This window comes from Streptomyces sp. NBC_01294, from assembly GCF_035917235.1.
In the GTDB taxonomy this organism is placed as follows: domain Bacteria; phylum Actinomycetota; class Actinomycetes; order Streptomycetales; family Streptomycetaceae; genus Streptomyces; species Streptomyces caledonius.
This window is the reverse complement of record NZ_CP108423.1, coordinates 1170751-1189018: the sequence shown is the minus strand read 5'-3', so window position 1 is coordinate 1189018 and position 18268 is coordinate 1170751. Positions and strand designations below refer to the sequence as shown.

The 18268-nt window shown below is 72.2% G+C and carries 16 protein-coding genes and 1 riboswitch; of the genes, 15 read left to right on the top strand and 1 reads right to left on the bottom strand.

The genetic code is table 11. The annotated features are described in order from the left end of the window. Positions 1–6 precede the first annotated feature (6 nt). The 12 genes from OG534_RS05540 to OG534_RS05485 all read left to right on the top strand — a co-directional run bounded on the left by OG534_RS05540 (position 7) and on the right by OG534_RS05485 (position 13479). Complete coding sequence (locus OG534_RS05540) at positions 7–879, top strand: glycosyltransferase family 2 protein (protein ID WP_326593478.1); 873 nt, start codon at positions 7–9, stop codon at positions 877–879. A gap of 94 nt (positions 880–973) precedes the next feature. Next, positions 974–1903 carry an ABC transporter permease gene (locus tag OG534_RS05535; RefSeq protein ID WP_326586947.1) on the top strand — a complete coding sequence of 310 codons (930 nt, stop codon included), beginning with the start codon at positions 974–976 and terminating at the stop codon, positions 1901–1903. Further along, the gene (locus OG534_RS05530; RefSeq protein ID WP_326586946.1) at positions 1896–2678 is read left to right on the top strand and encodes an ABC transporter ATP-binding protein; all 783 of its coding nucleotides are present in this window, start codon (positions 1896–1898) and stop codon (positions 2676–2678) included. The genes OG534_RS05535 and OG534_RS05530 overlap by 8 nt, the downstream gene beginning before the upstream one ends. Before the next feature lie 409 nt (positions 2679–3087). Beyond that, positions 3088–3981 carry a squalene synthase HpnC gene (gene hpnC / locus OG534_RS05525; RefSeq protein ID WP_326586945.1) on the top strand — a complete coding sequence of 298 codons (894 nt, stop codon included), beginning with the start codon at positions 3088–3090 and terminating at the stop codon, positions 3979–3981. A gap of 44 nt (positions 3982–4025) precedes the next feature. Then, positions 4026–4958 (top strand): presqualene diphosphate synthase HpnD, encoded by a 933-nt coding sequence (gene hpnD / locus OG534_RS05520; protein WP_326586944.1) that lies wholly within the window; start codon positions 4026–4028, stop codon positions 4956–4958. Beyond that, on the top strand, positions 4958–5344 hold the full coding sequence (locus tag OG534_RS05515; RefSeq protein WP_326586943.1) for a hypothetical protein: 387 nt from the start codon (positions 4958–4960) through the stop codon (positions 5342–5344). The genes hpnD and OG534_RS05515 overlap by 1 nt, the downstream gene beginning before the upstream one ends. After that, positions 5341–6720 carry a hydroxysqualene dehydroxylase HpnE gene (hpnE, locus tag OG534_RS05510; protein WP_326586942.1) on the top strand — a complete coding sequence of 460 codons (1380 nt, stop codon included), beginning with the start codon at positions 5341–5343 and terminating at the stop codon, positions 6718–6720. The genes OG534_RS05515 and hpnE overlap by 4 nt, the downstream gene beginning before the upstream one ends. A 71-nt stretch (positions 6721–6791) precedes the next feature. Further along, positions 6792–7892 (top strand): polyprenyl synthetase family protein, encoded by a 1101-nt coding sequence (locus OG534_RS05505; RefSeq protein WP_374776764.1) that lies wholly within the window; start codon positions 6792–6794, stop codon positions 7890–7892. A gap of 121 nt (positions 7893–8013) precedes the next feature. Beyond that, on the top strand, positions 8014–10326 hold the full coding sequence (shc, locus tag OG534_RS05500) for a squalene--hopene cyclase (RefSeq protein ID WP_326586940.1): 2313 nt from the start codon (positions 8014–8016) through the stop codon (positions 10324–10326). Then, on the top strand, positions 10326–10991 hold the full coding sequence (locus tag OG534_RS05495; protein WP_326586939.1) for a phosphorylase family protein: 666 nt from the start codon (positions 10326–10328) through the stop codon (positions 10989–10991). The genes shc and OG534_RS05495 overlap by 1 nt, the downstream gene beginning before the upstream one ends. 5 nt (positions 10992–10996) lie before the next feature. Further along, the gene (hpnH, locus tag OG534_RS05490; protein WP_326593476.1) at positions 10997–12028 is read left to right on the top strand and encodes an adenosyl-hopene transferase HpnH; all 1032 of its coding nucleotides are present in this window, start codon (positions 10997–10999) and stop codon (positions 12026–12028) included. Between the two features lie 35 nt (positions 12029–12063). Next, the gene (locus OG534_RS05485) at positions 12064–13479 is read left to right on the top strand and encodes an aspartate aminotransferase family protein (protein ID WP_326593474.1); all 1416 of its coding nucleotides are present in this window, start codon (positions 12064–12066) and stop codon (positions 13477–13479) included. 18 nt (positions 13480–13497) lie between these two features. On the opposite strand, the gene OG534_RS05480 is transcribed toward OG534_RS05485, so the two are convergent. Beyond that, the gene (locus OG534_RS05480; protein ID WP_326586938.1) at positions 13498–14289 is read right to left on the bottom strand and encodes a tyrosine-protein phosphatase; all 792 of its coding nucleotides are present in this window, start codon (positions 14287–14289) and stop codon (positions 13498–13500) included. A 316-nt stretch (positions 14290–14605) separates the two neighbouring features. Continuing rightward, positions 14606–14781, top strand: a riboswitch (cyclic di-AMP (ydaO/yuaA leader). A 2-nt stretch (positions 14782–14783) separates the two neighbouring features. On the opposite strand from OG534_RS05480, the gene OG534_RS05475 reads away from it, so the two are divergent. The 3 genes from OG534_RS05475 (at position 14784) to OG534_RS05465 (ending at position 18078) form a co-directional block, all read left to right on the top strand. Beyond that, the gene (locus tag OG534_RS05475) at positions 14784–15722 is read left to right on the top strand and encodes a LysM peptidoglycan-binding domain-containing M23 family metallopeptidase (protein ID WP_326586937.1); all 939 of its coding nucleotides are present in this window, start codon (positions 14784–14786) and stop codon (positions 15720–15722) included. 162 nt (positions 15723–15884) lie between these two features. Further along, entirely contained in the window at positions 15885–16670 is a 786-nt protein-coding gene (locus tag OG534_RS05470; RefSeq protein ID WP_326586936.1) for an SGNH/GDSL hydrolase family protein, read from the top strand. Between the two features lie 208 nt (positions 16671–16878). Next, positions 16879–18078: an MBL fold metallo-hydrolase gene (locus OG534_RS05465; RefSeq protein ID WP_326586935.1), complete on the top strand. Its 1200-nt coding sequence runs from the start codon at positions 16879–16881 to the stop codon at positions 18076–18078. Positions 18079–18268: the final 190 nt, after the last annotated feature.

Here is an 18268-nt window from a genome sequence, read left to right as displayed (position 1 = left end):
GCCCCGATGCGGCTGGGCGCCGTGATCATCACGATGGGCAACCGGCCCGACGAGCTCAAGGCGCTCCTCGACTCGGTGGCCCGCCAGGAGGGCGACCCCGTCGAGGTCGTCGTCGTGGGCCAGGGCGTGCAGGTCACCGGGCTGCCCGAGGGCGTCCGCAGCATCGACCTGCCGGAGAACCTGGGCATCCCGGGCGGGCGCAACGTCGGCATCGAGGCCTTCGGCCCCGGCGGCCGTGACGTGGACGCGCTGCTCTTCCTGGACGACGACGGCCTGCTGGAGCGCACCGACACCGCCGAGCTGTGCCGGCAGGCGTTCGCCGAGGACCCCGCGCTCGGGATCATCAGCTTCCGGATCGCCGATCCGGAGACCGGTGTGACGCAACGCCGGCACGTGCCGCGGCTGCGCGCCTCCGACCCGATGCGCTCCTCCCGCGTGACCACCTTCCTGGGCGGCGCCAACGCGGTCCGCACGACGGTGTTCGAGCAGGTCGGAGCGCTGCCGGGGGAGTTCTTCTACGCTCACGAGGAGACCGATCTGGCCTGGCGGGCGCTCGACGCCGGGTGGCTGATCGACTACCGCGCGGACATGGTGCTGCTGCACCCGACGACTGCCCCCTCCCGGCACGGGGTCTATCACCGTATGGTGGCTCGTAACCGGGTGTGGCTCGCCCGCCGCAACCTGCCCGCTCCGCTGGTCCCGGTCTACCTGGGCGTCTGGCTCCTGCTGACGCTCGTGCGCAAGCCGTCGGGACCCGCGCTCAAGGCCTGGTTCGGCGGTTTCCGGGAGGGTTGGAACACTCCCTGCGGACCTCGCCGCCCGATGAGATGGCGTACGGTCTGGCGTTTGACCCGGCTGGGCCGACCACCTGTCATCTGACGACCCCGCGTCTGGGAACATGGCGCGATCACGGGCCTCGCGCCACCAGCCTGATGCCCACCTGGCCGCATCTTGAAGACGAAAGTTTCATCTTGTGAGTGACACAACCCACGACGGCGCTCTCGCCACGAGCAAGCCGCCGTCCGCAGACGCGGGGCTCAGCGCCGCGGAGCTCGCCAGGAAATACGGCCTCTCGGTCAGCGGTGCCCGGCCCGGTCTGGGCGATTACGTGCGGCAGCTCTGGGGCCGGCGCCACTTCATCATGGCCTTTTCCCGGGCCAAGCTGGTCGCGCAGTACAGCCAGGCGAAGCTCGGCCAGGTCTGGCAGGTGGCGACCCCACTGCTGAACGCGGTCGTCTACTGGCTGATCTTCGGCGTGATCCTCGGCGCGGGCCGCGAGATGCCCAAGGACGTCTACGTCCCGTTCCTGGTGATGGGCATCTTCGTCTTCACCTTCACCCAGAGCTCGCTGATGGCGGGCGTCCGGGCGATCTCGGGCAACCTCGGGCTGGTGCGCGCGCTGCACTTCCCGCGCGCCGCCCTGCCGGTGTCCTTCTCACTCCAGCAGCTCCAGCAGCTGATGTACTCGATGATCGTCGTCTTCGTGATCGCCGTCAGCTTCGGCAACTACCCGCGGCTGTCCTGGCTGCTGGTGCTCCCGACGCTGGCGCTGCAGTTCGTCTTCAACACCGGCCTCGCCATGATCTTCGCGCGGCTAGGCTCCAAGACCCCCGACCTGGCGCAGCTGATGCCGTTCGTGATGCGTACGTGGATGTACGCCTCCGGTGTCATGTTCCCGATCGGGATCTACCTCAAGGACCAGCCGCAGTGGATCAGCGACCTGCTGCTGTGGAACCCGGTGGCGATCTACATGGACCTGATCCGGTTCGCGCTGATCGACGACTACGCCAGCAGCAACCTGCCGCCGCACGTGTGGCTCTTCGCCGTGGGCTGGGCCGTGGTCATCGGCCTCGGCGGCTTCGTGTACTTCTGGAAGTCTGAGGAGCGTTACGGCCGTGGCTGACAAGACCGAGGGGCGCGTCCCCACCGTGATCGCGGACGGCGTCCACATCGTCTACCGCGTCAACACCGGCAGCGCCGGCAGGGGTGCGGCCACCGCCGCACTCAGCAAGATAGTCCGCCGGAAGAAGGGCGACGCCCCGGGCGTCCGCCGCGTCCACGCCGTGCGCGGCGTCTCCTTCACCGCCTACCGCGGCGAGGCGATCGGCCTCATCGGCTCCAACGGCTCCGGCAAGTCCACGCTGCTGCGTGCCATCGCGGGCCTGCTGCCCTGCGAGGAGGGCAAGGTCTACACCGACGGCCAGCCCTCGCTGCTGGGCGTGAACGCGGCGCTGATGAACGACCTCACCGGTGAGCGCAACATCGTTCTCGGCGGTCTCGCGATGGGCATGAGCCGCGAGCAGATCAAAGAGCGCTACCAGAGCATCGTCGACTTCTCGGGCATCAACGAGAAGGGCGATTTCATCTCCCTGCCGATGCGCACCTACTCCTCCGGCATGGGGGCCCGCCTGCGCTTCTCCATCGCGGCCGCCAAGGACCACGATGTCCTGATGATCGACGAGGCGCTGGCCACCGGTGACCGCAGCTTCCAGGTGCGTTCCGAGAACCGTATCCGCGAACTGCGGCAGAAGGCCGGCACGGTCTTCCTGGTGAGCCACAACAACAAGTCCATCCGCGACACCTGTGACCGGGTGCTGTGGCTGGAGAAGGGCGAACTCCTGATGGACGGGCCCACGGAGGAAGTCGTCTCGGCATACGAGAAGGCGACCAACGGCTGACCTCCGGGTCGCGCGCGGCGCCCTTTCCGGCGTTTACCGCTTCTCCCGAAGGCCCCCGCCGCTCTGCACGGCGGGGGCCTTCGGCGTGCTTTCGCATTCCGCGGCGACATTCGGTGGCGGAGCGAATACCCGAGAGGGCTCCGCGGCGTTCTACAGCGTAAGCTGAGGCGGTCCTGAATCGCGGCAAGAGGGGACGATTCCCCGCAGGTGAACGGCCCTGGGGCACCCCGGGGAAAACCCCGGCGGCGTGTCCGAAATAGGATGTATTGGGTCGGCAGTGTAGAACGGGAGATGTGACGGCAATGGCTACGGGAATTCTCCGGCCCCCAGGCACGACGGCCGTCCCCGCCCCAGGCGGCGGGCGGTGACCCCGGGGTACGGCATCCGACCCCTGTCCGACACGGTCCACGTGAGCGCCACCCTCGACAAGGCGACGGCGGAGAACTTTCCGGTCGCCCCCGCGTTCCTTCCCCGGGCTTGGCGTGACGGCCTGACGGCCGTCTACGGCTACGCCCGTCTCGTCGACGACATCGGCGACGGCGACCTCGCCCCCGGCGGACGCGACGCCGTGCTCCTCGGCCTGGACCCGGCCGCCGTCGACGACCGGCTCGCCATGCTCGACGCCCTCGAGGCCGATCTGCACCGTGTCTTCAACGGTTCCGGCGGCCCCGCCGGCCCGCCGCGCCACCCCCTGCTCCTGGCCCTCCGGCCCGTCGTCCGCGCCCACGGGCTCACGCCCGAGCCGTTCCTCGGACTCATCGAGGCCAACCGCCAGGACCAGCGCGTCACGCGCTACGAGACCTACGCGGACCTGGCCGCCTACTGCGAGCTCTCCGCGAACCCGGTCGGCCGCCTCGTGCTCTCCCTCACCGGGACCAGCACCCCCGAACGGATCCGCCGTTCCGACGCCGTCTGCACCGCACTGCAGATCGTCGAGCACGTCCAGGACGTCGCCGAGGACCTCGGCCGCGACCGGATCTACCTGCCCGCCGAGGACATGCGGCGCTTCCACGTGTCCGAGGCCGACCTGGCGGCCCCGTCCGCCGGCGCGTCCGTGCGCGCCCTGGTCGCCTTCGAAAGCGAGCGCGCCCGCGAGCTGCTGAATGAAGGCACCCCCCTCGTGGGTAGCGTGCACGGCAGACTCCGGCTGCTGCTCGCGGGTTTCGTGGGAGGAGGGCGTGCAGCCCTGCGAGCCGTCACCGCCGCCGGCTTCGACGTACTCCCCGGCCCGCCCAAGCCCACCAAGAGCGGCCTGCTCCGCGAGGTTGCCGCCGTCCTGCGCACAGCGCCGAGAAAGGGGTGAGCCCCACCGTGGAGGGCCCCACACACGCGTCCGCAACGACTGCGATGTCCGCACCGATTTCCGCCGCCTACAGCTACTGCGAGGCCGTCACCGGTGCGCAGGCGCGCAATTTCGCGTACGGAATCCGCCTGCTGCCCGCCGACAAGCGGCAGGCGATGTCCGCGCTCTACGCCTTCTCCCGGCGGGTCGACGACATCGGCGACGGCACACTGCCGGCCGAGGCGAAGTTCGCCCGGCTGGAGGAGACCCGCGCCCTGCTCGGCCGGATCCGGGCCGAGGAGATCGACGAGGACGACACCGACCCGGTCGCCGTCGCGCTCGCGCACGCCGCGCGCCGGTTCCCGATCCCGCTCGGCGGCCTCGACGAGCTCATCGACGGCGTCCTGATGGACGTCCGCGGCGAGACCTACGAGACCTGGGACGACCTCAAGACCTACTGCCGCTGCGTGGCCGGAGCCATCGGGCGGCTCTCGCTCGGCGTGTTCGGCACGGTGAACGCCTCGGGCCCGGGGGCGTCCGAGGCCGCGCGCGCCGCGGAGTACGCCGACACGCTCGGCCTCGCCCTGCAACTCACCAACATCCTGCGCGACGTTCGTGAGGACGCGGCCAACGGGCGCACCTACCTGCCCGCCGAGGACCTCGCCAAGTTCGGCTGCTCGGACGGCTTCCACGGCGACCGGGCGCCCGCCGGCTCCGACTTCGCCGGACTGGTCCACCACGAAGTGCGGCGCGCCCGCGCCCTGTTCGCCGAGGGCTACCGGCTGCTGCCGATGCTCGACCGGCGCAGCGGCGCCTGCGTCGCCGCGATGGCCGGCATCTACCGGCGCCTCCTCGACCGCATCGAGCGGGAGCCGGAGGCCGTGCTGCGCGGCCGCGTGTCGCTGCCGCCGCACGAGAAGGCGTACGTCGCCGTGCGCGGCCTGTCCGGCCTCGACGCGCGGACCGTCTCCCGCCAGAGCACCCGGAGGCGGCCCTGATGGCCGCCGTCACCCGGCCACCGCAGCCGTCCCCGCAGCCCGACCCGGTCTCCCCGGCCGCTCCGCCCGCGGCCGCCGGGCCGCACCGGGCCGCGCGGGTCGAGCGCACGGGTGCGTCCGCCGGCCTGCGCCGCGCGACCGCAGCCGCGTCCGGCGCCCCGGCGACGCCTCCGGGCGCGCCCTCGGCGTGCGCGTCCGCCGCGCCGCGCCCGCGCCCGCGTCCGGCGGGCCGTCCCGGCCGCCACGGCGCCCGGGCAACCACCATGACGGCGGTCGCGTCTCTTCCGGCGGGCGCCGGGCGCGCCGCCGCACGCGGGAAGGCCGCGCCCACCCTGGGCCGAGCGTCCGGCCCGGAGGAAAGGCACACCACGGGGGAGGTCGCATGACCGGCACCGACCAGCACGCCGTCGTCGTGGGCGGCGGGCTCGCCGGAGTCACGACCGCGCTCGAACTCGCCGACGCCGGACTGCGGGTCACCCTGCTGGAAGGCCGCCCGCGGCTCGGCGGGCTCGCCTTCTCCTTCAAGCGCGGCGAACTCGACGTCGACAACGGCCAGCACGTCTACCTGCGGTGCTGCACCGCCTACCGGTGGTTCCTCGACCGGGTCGACGGCGCCGCCCTCGCGCCCCTGCAGGACCGGCTCGACGTACCCGTCCTCGACGTCGCCCACCCCGGCGGCCCGCGCCTGGGACGGCTGCGCCGCAGCGCCCTGCCCGTGCCCCTGCACCTGGCCGGATCGCTGGCCTGCTACCCGCACCTCTCCCTCGCCGAGCGCGCGAGCGTCGGCCGCGCCGCCCTCGCGCTGCGCCGCCTCGACCCCGCAGACCCGGCGCTGGACGGCCTGGACTTCGCGACCTGGCTCCGCCGCTACGGCCAGTCCGCCCGCACGATCGAGGCCCTCTGGGACCTCGTCGGCATCGCCACCCTCAACGCCACCGCCGAGCAGTCCTCGCTGGGCCTGGCCGCGATGGTCTTCAAGACGGGCCTGCTCTCCGAGAAGGGCGCGGCCGACATCGGCTGGGCCCGCGTACCGCTCGGGGAACTGCACGACACCCTCGCCCGCAAGGCCCTCGACGCCGCCGGCGTACGGACCGAACTGCGCACCCGGGTCACGGCCGTCACCCGCACGCCCGAAGGGGCCTGGCGGGTCGACACCGAGGACGAGTCCCTGGAGGCGGGCACCGTCGTCCTCGCCGTCCCGCAGCGCGAGGCGCACGGACTGCTGCCGTCCGGCGCCCTCGCCGACCCCGACAAGCTCCTCGACATCGCCACCGCGCCGATCCTCAACGTCCACGTCGTCTACGACCGCAAGGTGCTCAAGCAGCCCTTCTTCGCCGCACTCGGCTCCCCGGTGCAGTGGGTCTTCGACCGCACCGACTCCTCCGGACTCCCCGACGGCGGCCAGTACCTGGCGCTGTCCCAGTCCGTCGCCCAGGACGACATCGACGAGCCCGTCTCGGTCCTGCGCGCCAAGTACCTGCCCGAGCTGGAGCGGTTGCTGCCCGCCGCGCGGGGCGCCAAGGTACGGGACTTCTTCGTCACCCGGGAGCGGACGGCCACCTTCGCCCCCACCCCCGGCGTCGGCCGGCTGCGCCCCGGGGCGCGCACCGACACGCCGGGGCTCTACCTGGCCGGTGCGTGGACTGCCACCGGTTGGCCCGCGACCATGGAGAGCGCCGTCCGGAGCGGTCTGAGCGCGGCGCACGCCGCACTCGCCGCGCTCGGCCGCCCCCGCGAACACCCTCTGCAGGAGGCGGCATGACGAGCACCATCAGCAGCACCGGCACCACCAGCACCACCGGCACAACACGTACAGGAACAAGAGGAGAGCCAGTGAACCCGGGGAATCCGGCTGTCGAGAACACGGATGCCAGTGTGGGCACAGCCGGAAGGGGCGTGGAGAAGGCGGACACGATCGCCCTCCTGGAGCGCGGCCGTACGCTGTCGACCCCGGCGCTCCGCGCTGCCGTGGACCGGCTCGCGGCGCCCATGGACACCGTCGCCGCCTACCACTTCGGCTGGATCGACGCCCAGGGCAACGTGGCCGACGGCGACGGCGGCAAGGCCGTGCGTCCCGCCCTCGCGCTGCTCTCCGCCGAGGCCGCGGGCGCCGCGGCCGAGGTCGGCATCCCCGGCGCCGTCGCGGTCGAGCTCGTGCACAACTTCTCGCTGCTGCACGACGACCTGATGGACGGCGACGAGCAGCGCCGCCACCGCGACACCGTGTGGAAGGTCCACGGACCGGCCCTCGCCATCCTGGTCGGCGACGCCCTCTTCGCCCTCGCCAACGAAGTACTGCTGGAGCTCGGCACCGTCGAGGCGGGCCGTGCGACCCGCCGGCTGACCACCGCCAGCCGCAAGCTCATCGACGGCCAGGCCCAGGACATCTCCTACGAGCACCGCGAGCGCGTCAGCGTCGAGGAGTGCCTGGAGATGGAGGGCAACAAGACCGGCGCCCTGCTCGCCTGCGCGGTCTCCATCGGCGCGGTGCTCGGCGGCGCGGACGACCGCACGGCCGACAAGCTGGAGGAGTACGGCTACCACCTGGGCCTCGCCTTCCAGGCCGTCGACGACCTGCTCGGCATCTGGGGCGACCCGGAGGCCACCGGCAAGCAGACCTGGAGCGACCTGCGCCAGCGCAAGAAGTCCCTGCCGGTGGTCGCCGCCCTCGCGGCCGGCGGGCCGGCCTCCGAGCAGCTCGCCGAACTGCTCGCCGCCGATGCCAAGAGCAACGACTTCGAGAGCTTCTCGGAGGAGGAGTTCGCGGCGCGCGCGGCGCTCATCGAGGCGGCCGGCGGCCGCCAGTGGACCGCCGACGAGGCGCGCCGCCAGCACGCCGTGGCGATCCGGGCCCTGGACGACGTCGACATGCCGCAGCGCGTGCGCGACCAGCTCGTGGCCCTCGCCGACTTCGTCGTCGTGCGCAAGAGGTGATCGCCACCCGACAGCGGATATGCATCGCGAGTCGCCGGCCGGCGCCCGCCACCTGAGCGTGGCGCGCACCGGCCGACGGCAGACCCCAGCACAGCAGAGGACACTGTTCTAAGGGGAAGCCATGACAGCGACGACCGACGGCAGCGCGGAGAGCGCTGGCGCTGGCAGCGAATCCACCCCGGGCGCTCCGCCGCCCGGCCCCGCCGGGGCGGCCACCCCGCGGATCGAGTACGGGCTCCCGGGCGCGCCCGCCCCGGCCGCCGAAGCGGGGCCCTCGCTCCGGCCGGCCCCCTCCGCGCCCGGCCGGGGCGGCGCCGACCGGCCCGGCAGCGGCCGGGTCCGCGTCGGAACGCTCGCGGACCCGCCCGCCGGCCCGCGGCCGCCCCGGCCCGGGCCCGATGACCCGGCGGCGCTCACGGGCCGGATCGCCGCGCCGCCCGCCCCCGCCCGGGAGGCCCGACCGCGGACCGACTACCGGCCACCGGGCCGGCCCGGAGCGGGACGGGCCGCGACGGATCTGCCCGGGCCGCCGGACGGCAGTCCGCAGGAGGTGTACGAGGCCGCCGCGCGTGCGACCCGGCACCTGCTGGAGCGCCAGGACCCCGCGGGCTGGTGGAAGGGCGACCTGGAGACCAACGTCACCATGGACGCGGAGGACCTGCTGCTGCGGCAGTTCCTCGGCATCCGGGACGCGGCCACCACCCACGCCGCCGCCCTCTTCATCCGCGGTGAGCAGCGGGAGGACGGCACCTGGGCCACCTTCCACGGCGGACCGCCCGAACTCTCCGCCACCATCGAGGCCTACGTCGCCCTGCGCCTCGCCGGGGACGCGCCGGACGCCCCGCACATGACCCGCGCCTCGGCCTGGATCCGGGCCCACGGAGGGATCGCCGCCGCCCGCGTCTTCACCCGGATCTGGCTGGCGCTCTTCGGCTGGTGGAGCTGGGACCACCTGCCCGAACTCCCGCCCGAGCTGGTGTTCCTGCCGCCCTGGGTGCCCCTGAACATCTACGACTTCGGCTGCTGGGCCCGCCAGACCATCGTCCCGCTCACCGTGGTCTCGGCGCTGCGCCCCGTCCGCCCGGCCCCCTTCACCCTGGACGAACTGCACGCCGACGCGCGGGTGCCGAACCCGGCCCGCCGCCTGGCCCCGCTGACCAGCTGGGACGGCGCCTTCCAGCGGATGGACAAGGCCCTGCGCGTCTACCGGCGCTTCGCCCCGCGCCGGCTGCGCAAGGCGGCGATGGCCACCGCCGGCCGCTGGATCGTCGAACGCCAGGAGAACGACGGCTGCTGGGGCGGGATCCAGCCGCCCGCCGTGTACTCCGTCATCGCCCTGCACCTGCTCGGCTACGACCTCGGGCACCCGGTGATGCGCGCCGGACTGGAGTCCCTGAACCGGTTCGCGGTCTGGCGCGAGGACGGCGCCCGGATGATCGAGGCCTGCCAGTCCCCGGTGTGGGACACCTGCCTCGCAGCGATCGCACTGGCCGACGCGGGCCTGCGCCCCGACCACCCGGCACTGGTCAAGGCCGCCGACTGGATGCTCGACGAGGAGATCGTCCGCAGCGGGGACTGGGCGGTGCGCAGGCCCGGGCTCGCCCCCGGCGGCTGGGCCTTCGAGTTCCACAACGACACCTACCCCGACATCGACGACACCGCCGAGGTGGTCCTCGCACTGCGCCGGATCAAGCACCCCGACCCGGCCCGGGTCGAGGGGGCCATCGCCCGCGGGGTGTCCTGGAACCTCGGCATGCAGTCGAGGAACGGCGCGTGGGGCGCCTTCGACGCCGACAACACCAGCCCCTTCCCGAACAGACTGCCCTTCTGCGACTTCGGCGAGGTCATCGACCCGCCCTCGGCCGACGTCACCGCCCACGTGGTGGAGATGCTCGCCTTCGAGGGCAAGGCGGGCGACGCGCGGACCCGGCGCGGCATCGCCTGGCTGCTCGCCGAACAGGAGCCGAACGGCGGCTGGTTCGGCCGCTGGGGCACCAACTACGTCTACGGGACCGGATCGGTGGTGCCGGCCCTGACCGCGGCGGGCATCGCCCCGGGGCATCCCGCGATCCGGCGGGCCGTGCGCTGGCTGGAATCCGTACAGAACGAGGACGGAGGGTGGGGCGAGGACCAGCGTTCCTACGAGGACCCGTCCTGGGCCGGGAAGGGCGCCTCCACCGCCTCGCAGACCGCGTGGGCGCTGATGGCGCTGCTGTCGGCCGGCGAGCGGGACGGCAAGGCCGTCGAACGGGGCATCGCCCACCTGGTGCGCACCCAGAAGGAGGACGGCTCCTGGGACGAGCCGTACTTCACCGGCACCGGCTTCCCCTGGGACTTCTCCATCAACTACCACCTGTACCGGCAGGTGTTCCCGCTCACCGCGCTCGGCCGCTACCTGTACGGGGAACCGTCCGCACCGGCCGGGGACGCCTGATGTCCGCCGCCGGCGGCGCCGCCGGGGACCGGCCGGCCGCGCACCCCGACCCGCTGCTGGTCGCCTGCGCACTGCGCATCGAGCAGGCGGCGCTGCGCAGCGCGGGCCGCGGTTCGGCCGGGGCCCACACCCTGCTGCGCACCGGGATGGGTCCGCGCGCGGCCGAGCGGGCCCTGACCCGGGCGCTGGAGCGGCCGGGGATGGACCGGGCCGCCGTCCTCGCGACGGGATTCTGCGCCGGGCTGGTCCCCGGCATGCACCCCGGCGACCTGGTGGTCGCCGACGAGACCCGGGACCCGCAGGGGGCCGTCGCCTGCACCGGCAGCGCCCTGCTCGCCGAGGCACTCGCCCGGGCCGCCCCCGGCCGGACCGTGCACATCGGCGCACTGACCGGATCCGACCACGTCGTCCGCGGCCAGGAGCGCGCCCAACTGCGCACCACCGGCGCGATCGCGGTCGACATGGAGTCCGCGGCCACCCTGCGGACCGCCGCCCGGGGAGGCAGCCGCCCCGTTGCGGCCGTCCGGGTGATCGTGGACGCTCCGGAGCATGAGCTCGTCCGTATCGGCACGGTTCGCGGGGGAATATCGGCCTTCCGTGTTCTGCGTGCCGTACTGCCCGCGTTTTACGAATGGCACCGTTCTTTGCTGCTCCCCAGGAGGTGAGCCAGATGGCCATGCCGCTGCGCCAGACCATCAGGGTCGGGACCTATCTTCTCGAACAGAAGCTCCGCAAGCGTGAGAAGTTCCCGCTGATCGTCGAGCTGGAACCGCTCTACGCCTGCAACCTGGCCTGCGAGGGGTGCGGGAAGATCCAGCACCCGGCCGGGGTGCTCAAGCAGCGCATGCCGGTCGCCCAGGCGGTCGGCGCCGTGCTGGAGTCCGGCGCGCCCATGGTGTCCATCGCGGGCGGCGAGCCCTTGATGCACCCGCAGATCCACGAGATCGTCCGGCAGTTGGTGGCGAGGCGGAAGTACGTATTCCTCTGCACCAACGCGATGCTGCTGCGCAAGAAGATCGAGAAGTTCACCCCCTCCCCGTATTTCGCCTTCGCCGTGCACATCGACGGCCTGCGCGAGCGCCACGACGAGTCCGTGGCGAAGGAAGGCGTCTTCGACGAGGCGGTCGCCGCCATCAAGGAGGCGAAGAGGCGTGGTTTCCGGGTGACCACCAACTCCACCTTCTTCAACACCGACACCCCGCAGACCATCATTGAGGTACTCAACTACCTCAATGACGACCTGCAGGTGGACGAGATGATGATCTCGCCGGCCTACGCCTACGAAAAGGCTCCGGACCAGGAGCACTTCCTGGGGGTCGAACAGACACGGGAACTCTTCAGGAAGGCCTTCGCGGGCGGCAACCGGCGGCGCTGGCGGCTCAACCACTCTCCGCTCTTCCTGGACTTCCTGGAAGGAAAGGCCGATTTCCCCTGCACGGCCTGGGCCATTCCGAATTACTCCCTCTTCGGCTGGCAGCGCCCCTGCTATCTGATGAGCGACGGCTACGTGCCGACGTACAGGGAGCTCATCAACGACACCGACTGGAGCAAGTACGGCCGCGGAAAGGACCCGCGCTGCGCGAACTGCATGGCGCACTGCGGCTACGAGCCGACCGCCGTCCTCGCCACCATGGGCTCCCTCAAGGAATCCCTGCGGGCGGCCCGGGAGACGATCGGCGGCAACCGGGACAAGCCGGCATGACCCCGGCGGAACAGGGCCCGATGGAACAGGGCCCGATGGAAAAGGGCCCGGTGGAACAGGGTGAGGGGGGCGGGGGTTTCGACCTCGGCGCCCTGCTTGCCGCCCGCGGGTCCGAGCGCTACGAGCTGCACGCGCGCCACCTCAACCACCAACTGCCGCGGATGCTCCGCACCATCGGCTTCGACAAGGTCTACGAGCGCGCCGAAGGTGCCCACTTCTGGGATGCCGACGGCAACGACTACCTCGACATGCTGGCCGGCTTCGGGGTCATGGGCCTGGGCCGGCACCACCCGGTCGTCCGCCGGGCCCTGCACGACGTCCTGGACGCCCAGCTCGCCGACCTGACCCGCTTCGACTGCCAGCCGCTGCCCGGGCTGCTGGCCGAGAAGCTGCTCTCGTACAGCCCGCACCTGGACCGGGTCTTCTTCGGCAACAGCGGCACCGAGGCGGTCGAGACGGCCCTGAAGTTCGCCCGGTACGCCACCGGGCGGCCCAGGGTCCTCTACTGCGACCACGCCTTCCACGGGCTCACCGCCGGCTCGCTCTCGGTGAACGGGGAGGGCGGCTTCCGGGACGGCTTCGCGCCGCTGCTCCCCGACACGCGGATCGCGCTGGGCGACCTGGCCGCCCTGGAGCGCGAGCTGAAGCGCGGGGACGTGGCGGCCCTGGTCGTCGAACCGATCCAGGGCAAGGGGGTGCTCGCCGCCCCGCCCGGATTCCTGCTCGCCGCGCAGGAAATGCTGCACCGGAACAAGGCGCTGCTGATCGCGGACGAGGTGCAGACCGGCCTGGGGCGAACCGGCGACTTCTACGCGTACCAGCACGAGCCGGGAGTGGAGCCGGACCTCGTGTGCGTGGCCAAGGCGCTGTCGGGCGGCTACGTGCCGGTCGGCGCGACCCTGGGCAAGGACTGGATCTTCAAGAAGGTCTACTCGTCGATGGACCGGGTGCTCGTGCACTCCGCGAGCTTCGGGTCCAACGCGCAGGCGATGGCGGCCGGGCTGGCCGTCCTGTCGGTCATGGACGACGAGGGGCTCGTGGCCCGGGCCCGGGCGATGGGCGACCTGCTGCGCGGGCGGCTCGCGGCCCTGGTGGACGAGTACGAGCTGCTGCACGAGGTGCGCGGGCGCGGCCTGATGATCGGCATCGAGTTCGGCCGGCCCTCCTCGCTGGGGCTGCGCAGCCGGTGGACCGTGCTGCAGGCGGCCCGCAAGGGGCTCTTCGCGCAGATGGTCGTGGTGCCGCTGCTCCAGAAGCACCGGATCCTCACCCAGGTCTCCGGGGACCATCTGGAAGTCATCAAGCTGATTCCGCCGCTGGTCGTGGACGAGGCGGACGTGGACCGGTTCGTCGGCGCCTTCCGCGAGGTCATGGACGAGGCGCACGGCGGGTCCGGGCTGATGTGGGACTTCGGCAGGACGCTGGTGAAGCAGGCCGTCGCCCAGCGCTGACGGCCCGCTCCGGGCGGACTAGGACAGGAGCCGGTCCCGCAGCCGGTCGAGGGTCTCGGGCTCCAGCCCGAGGCCCTCCGCCAGATAGCGGTCCACGCCGCCCCAGAGGGTGTCGATGGTGTCGAAGGCCGCGAGCAGGTACTCGGCGCGGGCGTCGAAGAGCGGCGCGAGCAGCTCCATCACCTCGGGGGAGCGGGCCTCGGCCGACTCGCCGCTGCGGCGGACCCGGTAGCGGCGGTGCGGGGCGTTCGACTCCAGGTAGTCCGTCACGATCGCCTCGCGCTCGACCCCCAGAGCGAGCAGGGTGACGGCGATCGAGAGGCCAGCCCGGTCCTTGCCGGCCGCGCAGTGCATGAGGGCGGGGACGCTGTCCTGCGCCAGGGCGTGCACGACCCGGCTGTGCTCGGCGGTGCGCTGCTCGATGATCCCGCGGTAGGAGTTCGCCATCCGGGCCGCGGCCTTGCCGTCGCCCAGGATCGAGCGCAGCTGTTCGAGGTCCCCCTCGCGGACGAGCCTCCAGAACTCCCGGCCGTCGGCCGGGTCCGAGAGCGGGATGTTCACGTTCCGTACGCCGGGCAGCTCGACGTCCGGGCCCTCCAGCGCGTGGTCGGCGCCGTTGCGGAAATCGAAGATGGTGTGGAGGCCGAGCGAACCGAGAAATTCTGCATCGGTTTCGGTGGCATGTGCTAGATGTCCGCTTCGGAACAGTCGTCCCGTCTTGACCCTTCGTCCATCAGAAGTCGGCAATCCGCCCACATCGCGGAAATTGCGCACTCCGGTCAGCTCCGGCTCCTGTATCTGCTGGGTCACGGGGACTCCTTCGTATCACGTTGAGACTTCTGTCCGAATTGAGCTGTTTGACGCCAACTTGCCATATCCGGAGGCGAGATCGGGGGCGTCCCCGTGAGCCAGATCATACGGTGACCGTGAGTGCCTGATCACGAAAGCCGAATCGCCCGGTCGCAGGGGCTGTTGCCGGTGGGGAATGGACGCAGGGTGACGTAAATTCCGTCGTTCCCTCACCCCTGTTATTCCGTCAGGGAATTCATGGCTTGTTACCCGCGGTCCCCAGGGATTACCTTCGCGATCGATCCGGGTGGACCGCCTAATCCTGCCGCCTCCCGGGAAACCGCACTCGACCATTTCGCGCGGCAGGAGCGGGGGAACCAGGTAAGCCGCTGTCCCGGAGATCTTTTCGACGGGATCGCTCGGGGTGCAGCCGTACATGCCTCGTACATGTACAGCCGGACATCTCCAGTCCGAACCCGACAGCTCACCTCGCAGGCGCCGGAGAGGAATTCGACATGCCTGCAAAGGGTAAGCACCGCCGTCCCAAGTCCCTTTCCCTTTCTCGCGGTATCGCCTTCGCCGGCACCGGCGGCGCGGCCCTCGCGCTGCCGCTGATGGGCGCCGCCGGCGCCCAGGCGGCCGGGGCCCCGGCCGCCGCGACCGCGGTGGCTCCCGCGGTGGCCCCGCAGGTTCCGGCCTCGCTGAAGGCGGCGCCCGTCGCCGCCGTGCAGGCCGCGCCGGCCGTCTACACGGTCCTGCCGGGCGACTGCCTCTCCAAGATCGCCGAAGAGCGCAACCTGTCCGGCGGCTGGGAGGACCTGTACGCCGACAACCGCGAGGCGGTCGGCACCGACCCGTCGCTGATCCACCCGGGTCTGAAGCTGACCCTCGGTGGCCGGGGCCAGGCGGCTCCGGTCGAGGCCGCCCCCGAGGCCGCGCCGCGGCCGGCCCCGAAGGCCGCGGCGGAGCAGGCTCCGGAGCAGGCCGAGCAGGCCGCCCCGGCGCAGCCGGAGTCCGCCCCCGAGGCGCCCGCCGAGCAGCAGTCGGCCTCCGGCTTCGTGGCCCCGCTGGGCGGCGGCATCTCCACGAACTACAAGGTCGCGGGCAGCATGTGGTCCTCCGGCTACCACACCGGAGTCGACTTCATCGCGCGCGCCGGCACCACGGTCAAGGCCGTCGGCGCGGGCACCGTCGTCTCCTCCGGCTGGGCCGGCTCGTACGGCAACGAGGTCGTCATCCAGCACGCGGACGGCAAGTACTCCCAGTACGCCCACCTGTCCTCGCTCGCCGTCTCGGCCGGCCAGAGCGTCACCGCCGGCCAGAGCCTCGGCCTCTCCGGCTCGACCGGCAACTCGACCGGCCCGCACCTCCACTTCGAGATCCGCACGGGCCCGTCGTACGGCTCGGACATCGACCCGGTGAGCTACCTCCGCTCGAAGGGCGTGACCATCTGACGGCACCCGCCGCCGGAGCACGAACACGTGTGAGGCCGGGACCCGAGGGGGGTCCCGGCCTCACGTGTACATATTCCTTATCCCCCGGGTGGTATAGATCACGGCCCGTCAACCCCTCATTACGTTGGCGTAGGTTGGTTACGGGAGTGAAGGATGTCTCCCGTGGCAGCGACGACGACGAAACTCAAGACCATCGGCTCGTACGCGGCGATCGGGGACAGCTTCACCGAGGGCGTGGGGGACCCGGGACCCGGGGAATCATTTCTCGGCTGGGCGGACCGGCTCGCCGTACTCCTGGCCGACCAGCGCGAAGAGCACGACTTCCGGTATGCGAATCTCGCGGTGCGCGGGAAGCTCCTCGACCAGATCGTGGCCGACCAGCTCCCGCGGGCCAAGGCCCTCGCACCGGACCTGGTCACCTTCTGCGCGGGCGGCAACGACATCATCCGGCCCGGCAGCGACCCGGACGACGTGGCGGAACGGTTCGAGGCGGCCGTGGCCGATCTCACCGGAGCCGTCGGCCACGTCATGATCACCACCGGCTTCGACACCCGCGGGGTGCCCGTCCTCAAGCACATCCGGGGCAAGGTCGCGACGTACAGCGCGCACGTGCGCGCCATCGCCGACCGCTACGACTGCCCGGTGCTCGACCTCTGGTCGCTGAAGTCCGTACAGGACCGGCGGGCCTGGGACGCGGACCGGCTGCACCTTTCGCCCGAGGGCCACACCCGCGTCGCACTGCGCGCCGCACAGGTGCTCGGCCTGGAGGTGCCGGCCGACCCCGACCAGCCGTGGCCGCAGCTGCGTCCGCGCGGCTCGGTGGACGTGACCCGCGACAACATCCAGTGGGCCCGCGAGTACCTGGTGCCGTGGATCGGCCGCCGGCTGCGCGGTGAGTCCTCCGGCGACCACGTCGAGGCGAAGCGGCCGGACCTGCTGCCGCTGTAGGACGCGGCGACGCGGTGGTCACGGGGGTGGCCGCGGTGGTCGCGCGGTGGTCGCGGGGGTGGCCGCGGCGGTCACGGGGGGCGGCCGCGGCGCGGCGCCGGGGACACGCGAGCGGACGGGGGCGGCAAGCGGAATCCTTCGGGGCCGGTGTGCGTTGGGATGGTCGTAGAGATACGACCATCCCGACACGATCCTCCCTGGAGGCGCTTTGACCGGCTCCCGTCCCTTGCGTCCCCGGCTGCGCGCCCTGCGGCCCGAAGCCTTCGGTGCGGACCCGTCCGGTGCCCGGCTGGAGCGGATCCGCCGCTCGCCGAACTTCGCCGACGGCGTCTTCCAGAATCCGGTCGGCGCCCGGAACAGGCCCTCGGGGTCGATGGCGGAGTTCGCCAAGATCTACTTCCACAGAGAACAGCGGGTGCGGCGCAGCCCCGCGGCGCCGATCCCCGTGTACCCGACCACGCTCGCGGACCTGGCGAAGCCGCCCGCGAGCGGGCTGCGGCTGACCTGGATGGGCCACTCCAGCGTGCTCGCGGAGATCGACGGGCACCGGGTGCTGTTCGACCCGGTGTGGGGAGAGCGGTGCTCTCCCTTCCCCTTCGTGGGCCCCAAGCGGCTGCACCCCGTACCGGTCCCGCTGGCCTCGCTGGGGAAGGTCGACATCGTGGTGATCTCGCACGACCACTACGACCACCTCGACCTGCCCACGATCAAGGCCCTGGCCGGCACGGACACGCTCTTCGCCGTGCCGCTGGGCGTCGGCGCGCACCTGGAGCGCTGGGGCGTTTCCGCCGACCGGCTGCGCGAGCTGGACTGGAACGAGAGCACCAAGATCGCCGGGCTCTCCCTCACGGCGACCCCCGCGCGGCACTTCTGCGGACGCGGCCTGCGCAACCAGCAGCACACCCTGTGGGCCTCCTGGGTCGTCGCGGGCGACGAGCACCGGATCTACCACAGCGGGGACACCGGCTACTTCCCCGGCTTCGGGGAGATCGGCGCCGAGCACGGGCCCTTCGACGCCACGATGATCCAGATCGGGGCCTACTCGGAGTACTGGCCCGACATCCACATGACCCCCGAGGAGGGCATGCGCGCCCACCTCGACCTGCAGGGCGGCATCCCGCACGGCACGATGCTGCCGATCCACTGGGGCACCTTCAACCTGGCCCTGCACCCGTGGGACGAACCGGGCGAGGGCACGCTGAGCGCGGCCGACGGGGCCGGAGCGGCCATCGCGCTGCCGATCCCGGGCCAGCCGTTCGAGCCCGGCGCCGCCGACGCCCCGCGCGCGCCGTGGTGGCGTCCGTTCGTCGCGGGGGGCACGCCCGCGCCCCCCGTGGCGGCCCGGACCGGGCTTTCCGACCGGGCGCCGGCCGTCATCCGCGAGGAGCCCGAGGCCGTCGGTTCGTAGCGGTCGGCCGCACGGCGGGCCCGCCGCGGGGGGCGCGGTGGGCCCGCACCCGGGGCGCGGCACGCGGCCCGACCGGCGCATTCGGGCGGTTGTGCGAGCGCTCCACCGGGAGCGGGAAGCACCCCCTCGAAGTTCGCCAACTGGCAGTCCGGGGCGGGACGGTGGGGTCTAGCGTGGGTATTCGGTGATC

Coding starts and splice junctions, on each gene's coding strand:
- hpnH (WP_326593476.1), top strand. CDS start 10,997: ATGGCCATGCCGCTGCGCCAGACCATCAGGGTCGGGACCTATCTTCTC.
- hpnE (WP_326586942.1), top strand. CDS start 5,341: ATGACCGGCACCGACCAGCACGCCGTCGTCGTGGGCGGCGGGCTCGCC.
- OG534_RS05475 (WP_326586937.1), top strand. CDS start 14,784: ATGCCTGCAAAGGGTAAGCACCGCCGTCCCAAGTCCCTTTCCCTTTCT.
- hpnD (WP_326586944.1), top strand. CDS start 4,026: ATGTCCGCACCGATTTCCGCCGCCTACAGCTACTGCGAGGCCGTCACC.
- OG534_RS05485 (WP_326593474.1), top strand. CDS start 12,064: ATGGAAAAGGGCCCGGTGGAACAGGGTGAGGGGGGCGGGGGTTTCGAC.
- OG534_RS05540 (WP_326593478.1), top strand. CDS start 7: ATGCGGCTGGGCGCCGTGATCATCACGATGGGCAACCGGCCCGACGAG.
- OG534_RS05495 (WP_326586939.1), top strand. CDS start 10,326: ATGTCCGCCGCCGGCGGCGCCGCCGGGGACCGGCCGGCCGCGCACCCC.
- OG534_RS05515 (WP_326586943.1), top strand. CDS start 4,958: ATGGCCGCCGTCACCCGGCCACCGCAGCCGTCCCCGCAGCCCGACCCG.
- shc (WP_326586940.1), top strand. CDS start 8,014: ATGACAGCGACGACCGACGGCAGCGCGGAGAGCGCTGGCGCTGGCAGC.